Origin of the sequence: Rothia sp. HMSC066G07 (genome assembly GCF_001814485.1) — a bacterium.
GTDB lineage: Bacteria > Actinomycetota > Actinomycetes > Actinomycetales > Micrococcaceae > Rothia.
Map to the genome: position 1 here is coordinate 1 of NZ_KV816925.1, position 2,386 is coordinate 2,386.

Sequence of the window (2,386 nt, forward strand, 5' to 3'; positions counted from 1 at the left end):
GCTCGGGGTGAACGTCGAATTGCAGCTTCTTCAGCTTGAGCTGCTCGGCAGTCTCCGGGTCTCTGAGGAAGTGATCCATCAGGCCGTAGTTGCCACGTTTGTAAAGCTCGTCGAGAGCTTTATGCTGGATGAGGGAATCAAGGTCCACATCGGCTCCAATTGAAGGTTGCAGGAACGACAATTGTTACCAGACGAAAGGCCGATGTAAAGCCTTACGCGTGCAGGATACGAATTCAGAGCCCTTTTTGTGGTCCACGCAGCCTGTTTTGCATGCGCGAAGACGGGCAGGGGAGGGGAGGGCGCTGGGCACGCGGCGCATCGCTGCGTTGGCGTGAGAGCCGTGGCTCTGCATGGGGGGCATACCCCCCATACCCCCTTAGGCCGCTGGCTGATCCTCCACCGGGTCTCCCAGGACGCCGTAGTCAGTCTCGGCGAATGCCGGCCGACCATGCTTCAACAGCAGGTGTTGGTAGGTGTCAAAACGATCACAGAGGCGAGACAGGGTGGATACCGCGAGGCAGCAAAACGACGCCTCGTCGGGATTCGAGCTGCGCCAGATCTCGATCAACGCTTGGGCTTCGGCCAGAGGCCCGTGGATCTCGCGTTCAGCTTCGCCCAGCTCGGGCGCAATAGACTTCTTCTCAGCCATTTTTCATCTCCAACACAGATGGGTTTTGGTTAGGCCTCGGTGGGTGTTGACGCACTCACCGGGGCCGCTTTCGCTGTTGAACGCTCTGCGTGAATCAGCCTGAGCGAGGTGCTAGCACCTCGCATATCCTGCCCCGCGAAGAACATTCATCCGTGCACTCAGGCGGGTCGATCTTTCCTCCTCTGAAGGTCGTATCCGCGACCGGTCAGGTAGCGGTAAAAAAGGGTGCGAAAGGGGAGGTCGTCGAAGGGCTCGTCAATGAGCTGCTCCGGCACCACCACCGAACGGAAGCAGCCAGCAGATCCGATGAGTCTCTTTCCGCGCAAGGTCTCGTAGCAGTGCCACGTGTCCTCAACAGGCTGATCCGAAAACTTCACCGCGTACTTGAACACCTCGAGGAAGCCACTCACAGGATCCTCCTGGCTGATCGGCCGTACGTCCACCACGTGGCTATCACCAGTGATGTTTTTCCACTCAGCCGAGAGCTGCAGCTGGTCAGGCTGATGCTCAGCGATCGCGATCATGTGCAGATGCGGATGCCAGAGCCCAGAACCTGTGCCGCGCTTCACTTCGTACGACCACACAGCACCCATAACACCATCGAGGCAAGAGCCGCGAGCACGGTGTTTCCGCATCCATAGCTCTCGCTGGCCACGATGGAGGTGCTTAAAACGCTCAGCCAAGTCATTGCCATCCTTAACGGTCAGAGTCACGAGAAAGGGCTTTAAAGAGGCGTTCGACCCTCTAAGCACCTCCCACCTATCCAGGTAGCTTTTGAGGGCCTTGCTGCCCCTCCTGATGGCGCACAGGGGGCATAGGAGATGCTTCATGCAAAGCGAAGCTGCATGCAACCGCACTTCGTCGACGGTGAAGTAGTGCCGGAACATCAAATAGTCCCCACACGAGCCGACCCGCCGTGCTAAGCCTTGATGGCCTCCAAGCCCGCTGATAAACTCCGCTACGTCGAGAGCGCCTGCTTTAGCTGCTCCATATCTCTGAACCCTTCGGGGTAGTGCCTCGATGCCCTGAACGCCGATTTCTCCTGCCAGAGAGTCGGCGTTTTCCTTTGGGTCATCCGGTGGTCGTTCCTCCATCGGCGGCCCTCCGTGCGATGAGGAACCCAATGGGTCCAGCCAGCATCTCGCGGCCCAGCCGGACGGCGTCCGGCGACAAGCCCTGATCGCAGGCAAACGAGCCGGAAACCCGCATGGATGCTGGCTTGGAGCAATTGTTTGTATGTATCAAGGGAAGAGCGCCGGCCGGCGCCAAGTGCCGGGGCAGGCCCGTCCCAAGGCGTCGTCCCGCGCTCACTTCTTTTCCTCGTACGACAAATTGACTGTCGCGCCAGGTGCCCACGCACGCACCGGCACGGAGATCTGCGAGCCGACCTGGTCGGCGTACTTCGTCAGATCGGGAACCGTGAGGGTGTAGAGCTGCACCAAGCCGCGGGAGTCGAGGCCTTCCACCTGGAGTACTGACCGGGGCTGGATGACCTCGCCGGTCTTCTTGTTGACACCACCACCGAGAGTGGTGGCAGCGCGAACGGTGCCTGTGAGAGTCAGCATCAGTGCGTCTCCTCATCAGGGATCAAACCGTGCTTTTCGATGGCCTCCTGCGCGAGCTTGACGGCTTGCAGCGTGGCGGCCGTGAGGAACTCACGCTTGCTCATGTCGAGCAGCTGGCAGACATCTTCCACGTCGCTGAACAGCTCGGGGTGAACGTCGAATTGCAGCTTCT

The 2,386-nt window shown here is 59.7% G+C and carries 3 protein-coding genes; all 3 read right to left on the bottom strand.

Annotation, left to right across the window (positions count from 1 at the left end; translation table 11 throughout):
• Nucleotides 1-376: 376 nt before the first annotated feature.
• Nucleotides 377-649 (bottom strand): hypothetical protein, encoded by a 273-nt coding sequence (locus tag HMPREF2971_RS05000; protein ID WP_070544383.1) that lies wholly within the window; start codon nt 647-649, stop codon nt 377-379.
• A 158-nt stretch (nt 650-807) separates the two neighbouring features.
• Nucleotides 808-1,743 (bottom strand): protein rep, encoded by a 936-nt coding sequence (locus HMPREF2971_RS05005; protein ID WP_070544385.1) that lies wholly within the window; start codon nt 1,741-1,743, stop codon nt 808-810.
• A 213-nt stretch (nt 1,744-1,956) separates the two neighbouring features.
• Nucleotides 1,957-2,214 carry a hypothetical protein gene (locus tag HMPREF2971_RS05010; protein ID WP_070544389.1) on the bottom strand — a complete coding sequence of 86 codons (258 nt, stop codon included), beginning with the start codon at nt 2,212-2,214 and terminating at the stop codon, nt 1,957-1,959.
• Nucleotides 2,215-2,386 lie beyond the last annotated feature (172 nt).